At 38.0% G+C, this 5,160-nt stretch carries 7 protein-coding genes and 1 pseudogene; 6 read left to right on the plus strand and 2 right to left on the minus strand.

The features are described 5' to 3' along the window. Positions 1–164 precede the first annotated feature (164 nt). Positions 165–626, plus strand: coding sequence for a 3-hydroxyacyl-CoA dehydrogenase family protein (locus CBG25_RS15265; RefSeq protein WP_290607710.1), 462 nt, complete (start codon positions 165–167; stop codon positions 624–626). Positions 627–873: 247 nt separating this feature from the next. Beyond that, on the plus strand, positions 874–1,377 hold the full coding sequence (gene sixA, locus CBG25_RS15270; protein WP_290607712.1) for a phosphohistidine phosphatase SixA: 504 nt from the start codon (positions 874–876) through the stop codon (positions 1,375–1,377). A gap of 14 nt (positions 1,378–1,391) precedes the next feature. Here the strand turns inward: sixA and smrB are convergent, their stop codons facing one another. Continuing rightward, complete coding sequence (gene smrB, locus CBG25_RS15275) at positions 1,392–1,940, minus strand: endonuclease SmrB (protein ID WP_290607714.1); 549 nt, start codon at positions 1,938–1,940, stop codon at positions 1,392–1,394. A gap of 223 nt (positions 1,941–2,163) precedes the next feature. On the opposite strand from smrB, the gene prmB reads away from it, so the two are divergent. The 4 genes from prmB to CBG25_RS15295 all read left to right on the plus strand — a co-directional run bounded on the left by prmB (position 2,164) and on the right by CBG25_RS15295 (position 5,049). Beyond that, positions 2,164–3,096, plus strand: a complete 933-nt coding sequence (gene prmB, locus CBG25_RS15280; protein ID WP_290607716.1) for a 50S ribosomal protein L3 N(5)-glutamine methyltransferase — start codon at positions 2,164–2,166, stop codon at positions 3,094–3,096. An 81-nt stretch (positions 3,097–3,177) separates the two neighbouring features. Continuing rightward, positions 3,178–4,260 carry a chorismate synthase gene (gene aroC / locus CBG25_RS15285; protein ID WP_290607718.1) on the plus strand — a complete coding sequence of 361 codons (1,083 nt, stop codon included), beginning with the start codon at positions 3,178–3,180 and terminating at the stop codon, positions 4,258–4,260. A 6-nt stretch (positions 4,261–4,266) separates the two neighbouring features. After that, a complete protein-coding gene (locus tag CBG25_RS15290) occupies positions 4,267–4,809 on the plus strand; it encodes an elongation factor P hydroxylase (RefSeq protein ID WP_290607720.1) in 543 nt (180 codons plus the stop codon). Between the two features lie 30 nt (positions 4,810–4,839). Then, a complete protein-coding gene (locus CBG25_RS15295) occupies positions 4,840–5,049 on the plus strand; it encodes a YfcL family protein (RefSeq protein ID WP_290607722.1) in 210 nt (69 codons plus the stop codon). Positions 5,050–5,058: 9 nt separating this feature from the next. On the opposite strand, the pseudogene CBG25_RS15300 reads toward CBG25_RS15295, so the two are convergent. Continuing rightward, positions 5,059–5,160, minus strand: a pseudogene (locus CBG25_RS15300) (IS110 family transposase); the annotation flags it as partial.

A 5,160-nucleotide genomic window follows, 5' to 3' on the forward strand; every position in this document is an offset into this window, starting at 1 on the left:
TAACAAGCTGAAAATTCAGCGGCTAAATTTTTCAATTCTTCGACTGATAATCCAATGATTGCTTTACATAAACGATTATCTCGTAACAGCCGCTCTTTGTTGATCATTTCAAACCTTTATTCTCTAAGTTAAACCTCTTTTTATTCTCAATAGCGTGACAAAAAATGCAAGTCTCTATTCAGCAACTAGTTTATTGGAAGATGATAGAAAGGGGGCGTAAAAATGGCCGAGGCTTTTATCTTTATAAGAAAAATAAGATTAGTTGGTCGTGGAGTAAAAAACAGCGTCAAGTCGACACAACCATTTATGAGTTACTTAATATTCAACCCAAAGCAATTTTATCTGAGCAGGAAATTGTTCAGCGCTGTATTATGCTGATGCTGAACGAAGCTACTAGTTGTCTTGACGAAGGTGTTATTCGACATGTAAATGATGGTGAGATTGGTGCAGTGTTTGGAATTGGTTTTCCTCCTTTTACTGGTGGACCATTTAGATATATGGATCAACAAGGTATATCAAATATTGTTGACATAATGTATCGACTAGCACAGAAATATGGTAACAATTTTGTTCCTTGCGAAAGGCTAATGCAAATGGCTAAATCAAACAAAAAATTCCATCAATAGTTAATTATTTTAGTAGTATCTTAAACCTTACTAATATCATGGCATTAGGCGTAATTTCTATTTAACTTGATATAAAATAAACTTTTTTTCGTTTTTTATGAAAATAAAGCGGTTCCTTTTTTTGTAATTTTAGTGCAGAATCTCGGATTGCCTTGCCCTGCATATTTTCCGACAACAACATTAGCGAGTAATGAGAGGGCTCCTATGTAGGGGGTTAGGTGAAAATATTTTACTCAAATGGTGGATTATGCAAGTTTTTATTATGCGTCATGGTGACGCAACGATGAATACAATAAATGATGAAGCAAGAGAACTTACTCTTAAAGGAATTGAAGAATCTAAATTAATGGCCAATTGGCTAGCACAACAGAATCCAGTGTTCGACCGAGTGTTTACCAGTCCATATGTAAGAGCAGTACAAACTTATCAGGCTATGCAGCCATTATTGCCCTATTCAGGCGAACAAGAAGTATTAGCAGAACTTATTCCTGATGGTGATCCGCAATCTATTGCTAATTATTTGCAATTACTTGCTGATGGAGGTGTAAGAACTGCATTGATTATTTCTCATTTGCCATTAGTAGGTTATTTGGTATCAGCCTTATGCCCACAAGAAATTCCTCCTATGTTTGCAACTTCTGCGATTGCTTATGTAGAGATAAATACGCAAATGCGGCACGGTGAATATAGATGGCAACGGGGACCTTCTCAAATATTGCATAATGTTAATAAACTAGCGGCACATTTCTAGTTTTATTTTACGTGTTATCTGCGCTGAGTTTCATCAGTTTCGACCAAGATAAGCAACGAGGCGCTACCACCCCAAGCTTTGGGGGCTTGATGGAAAGCAGTGATATTAGGGTGTTGAGCAAGCCAAAGGGGAATCTGTTGTTTTAAAATGTGTTTTCCGTGGCCATGCATAATACAGACACAATGGATATTATCTCTATAGCAAGCAGCGATTAGAGCTCCAATTTCTTGTTTAGCTTGTCGTTGGGATAAGCCATGTAAATCGAGAAATAGTTCGGGAATATAATCATTCCGACGTAATTTTTTTAATTCATAAGGATTAATATCGGGTCGTAAATATCGAATCGGTCCATCCGCTTCTAGCACCGGTTGATATTCATCTGAAAAGTAATAACTAGCATCGAGTTGTTCTTGGAGCAAACGTTTTGTCAAAAGTTGTGATTTTATTCGATGATGTCGTATTGGTGGATGACTAACAATGTCATGTAATAAAGGTTTAGTCGCAGCAGTCGCCTCTTTAAATAGTTTAATTTCCTCAGTACTCAATTTGAACTTATTTTTCATTGTGATTCTATCAATCAGTTAGTCAATTATTCTGTTAAGTTTATCTTAATTTTCTTGCTATTACCTTCCTTATAAGCAGCAAGCTTTATAAGCTATTGTTAGTATTCTAATGTCAATTAATGAGATTGCTATAAAATTCCTTAACAATAAGCTGATTTGTTAAGTCGTTCGTGGCAGACTATCGGGATTAAATATATGAACTTTGTATTGGCTAGGAGGCGTTTTGGACAAGATTTTTGTTGATGAAGCGGTTGCGGAACTACATACCATCCAAGATATGTTGCGTTGGGTAATTAGTCGGTTTAATGTAGCAAATATTTATTACGGTCATGGAACAGATAATTGTTGGGATGAAGCTTTACAACTTGTTTTGCCATCACTTTTTTTGCCCTTAGATATCCCTCAACAGTTATGGGTTTCTCGTCTGACTTTAAGTGAACGTCATCGTATCATTGAACGGGTGTTACGCCGTGTTAATGAACATATCCCTGTTGCCTATTTAACTAATAAAGCCTGGTTTTGCGGACATGAATTTTATGTTGATGAACGCGTTTTGATCCCACGTTCTCCTATAGGAGAACTGATTAATAAGCATTTTGCCGGGATCATTGATTATGAACCTGTAACTATTTTAGATATGTGCACGGGTAGTGGATGTATTGCTATTGCCTGTGCCTATCAATTTCTGCAAGCGCAAATTGATGCAGTTGATATTTCTGCTGATGCATTGGCGGTAGCTGAACAAAATATTGCCACTCATGGGTTCTCTGAACGGATAGTACCTATTCGTTCAGACTTGTTTTTGAATATGCCTATGATTAAATATGATTTAATGGTTACTAATCCACCTTATGTGGATGCTGAAGATATGTCTGATTTACCAGCTGAATATTTGGTAGAGCCTAAATTAGCCCTTGCAGCGGGCTCTGATGGTTTAAAACTTGTCAGAAGAATTCTAGCTAATGCTTCACGTTTCCTGACGGACAATGGGGTGCTTATTTGTGAAGTTGGTAATAGTATGTTACACCTTATTGAGCAATATCCGGATATTCCTTTTACTTGGTTGAAGTTCGAGCAGGGGGGCGATGGTGTATTCATGCTAACGCAGAAACAGCTTATTGAAAATCAAGAGAAATTTAAATTATTTATCGATTAACGGGTAATTACATTTTTTCATACAATAAAATAATTTATTCATTAATTATTGTAATGAATGAGAAAAAGAGGAAACAAAGGGATGGCAGGAAATTCGATTGGACAGCTTTTTCGTGTTACTACTTTTGGTGAATCACATGGTCTGGCGTTAGGCTGCATTGTTGATGGCGTTCCGCCTGGTATGGCATTATCAGAAAAAGATCTGCAAACCGACTTAGATCGTCGTCGGCCTGGCACTTCTCGTTATACAACTCAACGACGTGAGCTTGATCAGGTTAAAATTTTATCCGGCGTTTTTAATGGTATAACGACAGGAACACCCATTGGTTTGTTGATTGAAAATCAGGATCAACGGTCGCAGGATTATACTGAGATCAAAGATATTTTTCGTCCTGGGCATGCAGATTATACCTATCAACAAAAATATGGTTTACGTGACTATCGTGGTGGTGGGCGATCTTCAGCGCGTGAAACGGCGATGCGTGTTGCTGCCGGCGCGATCGCAAAAAAATATTTGCAACAAAAACTTGGTATAACCGTTCGGGCTTACTTAAGTCAAATGGGAGATATTTGTTGTGAACTAAAGGATTGGGATTTGGTTGAACAGAATCCTTTCTTTTGTCCTGATGCAACAAAATTGGAGGCAATGGACGCTTTATTGCGTTCATTGAAAAAAGAAGGTAATTCTATTGGCGCTAAAGTAACCGTCATTGCTGAACATGTTCCGGCTGGATTAGGTGAACCTGTTTTTGATCGATTGGATGCGGATATTGCCCATGCAATGATGAGTATTAATGCAGTTAAGGGGGTTGAAATTGGTGCTGGTTTTAAGGTGGTTACATTAAAAGGGAGTGAAAATCGGGATGAAATAACCCGTGATGGATTTGTCAGTAATCATGCTGGTGGCATCTTAGGTGGCATAAGTAGTAGTCAACCAATTATTGCCCATTTAGCCTTAAAGCCAACTTCGAGTATTAGCATACCGGGTAGAACGATTAATCAGCAAGGTGATGAGGTCGAAGTGGTTACAAAAGGACGTCATGATCCCTGTGTTGGTATCCGAGCGGTACCGATAGCGGAAGCGATGATGGCAATCGTGCTTATTGATCATTTTTTACGTCATCGGGCTCAATGTGGTGAATTAGCGTTTAATCGTACGATATAAATATCAATGAAAGAACATAATTATAGTCATCTAATTAACATTTTTAGTATTTGTTTTGAGAAAGAGTATTGCACACGTTTAATTAAAGGAGATGATGAACCTATCTATCTACCTGCAGATGATAAGATACCGTATCATCGGATTATTTTTGCTCGCGGCTTTTATGCTAGTGCTTTACACGAAATTTCCCACTGGTGTATTGCCGGAGAAACTAGACGTCAACAAATAGATTTTGGTTATTGGTATTATCCAGATGGGCGAAATGAGCAAACACAAAGCGCTTTTGAGAATGTTGAAGTTAAACCGCAAGCACTTGAATGGATGTTTTGTGTGGCGTCAGACTTTCCCTTTAATGTTAGTTGCGATAATTTGGCTGCTAATTTTGAGCCAAACCGGCATGCTTTTCAGCGCAAAGTCTATCGGCAGGTGCTGAACTACCTTACAAATGGCATTCCAGCCAGAGCTGAGAGATTTATTCAAGCTCTACAGTTGTTTTATAATATGCCTCCCTTGGTGAAGCAAAATTTTATTTGCCGCGAAGAGCTGTAAAAAATTTAGTTAGTATAAAGGAACGAAACCATGCTTGCGGAATTAGAAACACGTATTTTAACGCAAATTGATAATAATGTTGATGATGCTAGTCAAGATGAACTTTTTGCTAGCGGTTATTTACGTGGACATTTGACATTAGCCATTGCTGAATTAGAAACTGAAAATAAAAATAATATTGAAGCGCTTTCAGAGCGTGTCGAAGCGAGTATTGACAAAGCAATTAAGCAACTGTCTTGACCAACAAAATTACGTAGTAACCTGATGGTAGGATTCATCCCATTCTTCGTTCTTTCTGAGCATCGCATTCAGGATGGTCAACAGTTTGCGCATGCAGGCAACCAGAGCGAC

Origin of the sequence: Arsenophonus sp. ENCA (assembly GCF_002287155.1) — a bacterium.
Lineage (GTDB): Bacteria > Pseudomonadota > Gammaproteobacteria > Enterobacterales > Enterobacteriaceae > Arsenophonus > Arsenophonus nilaparvatae.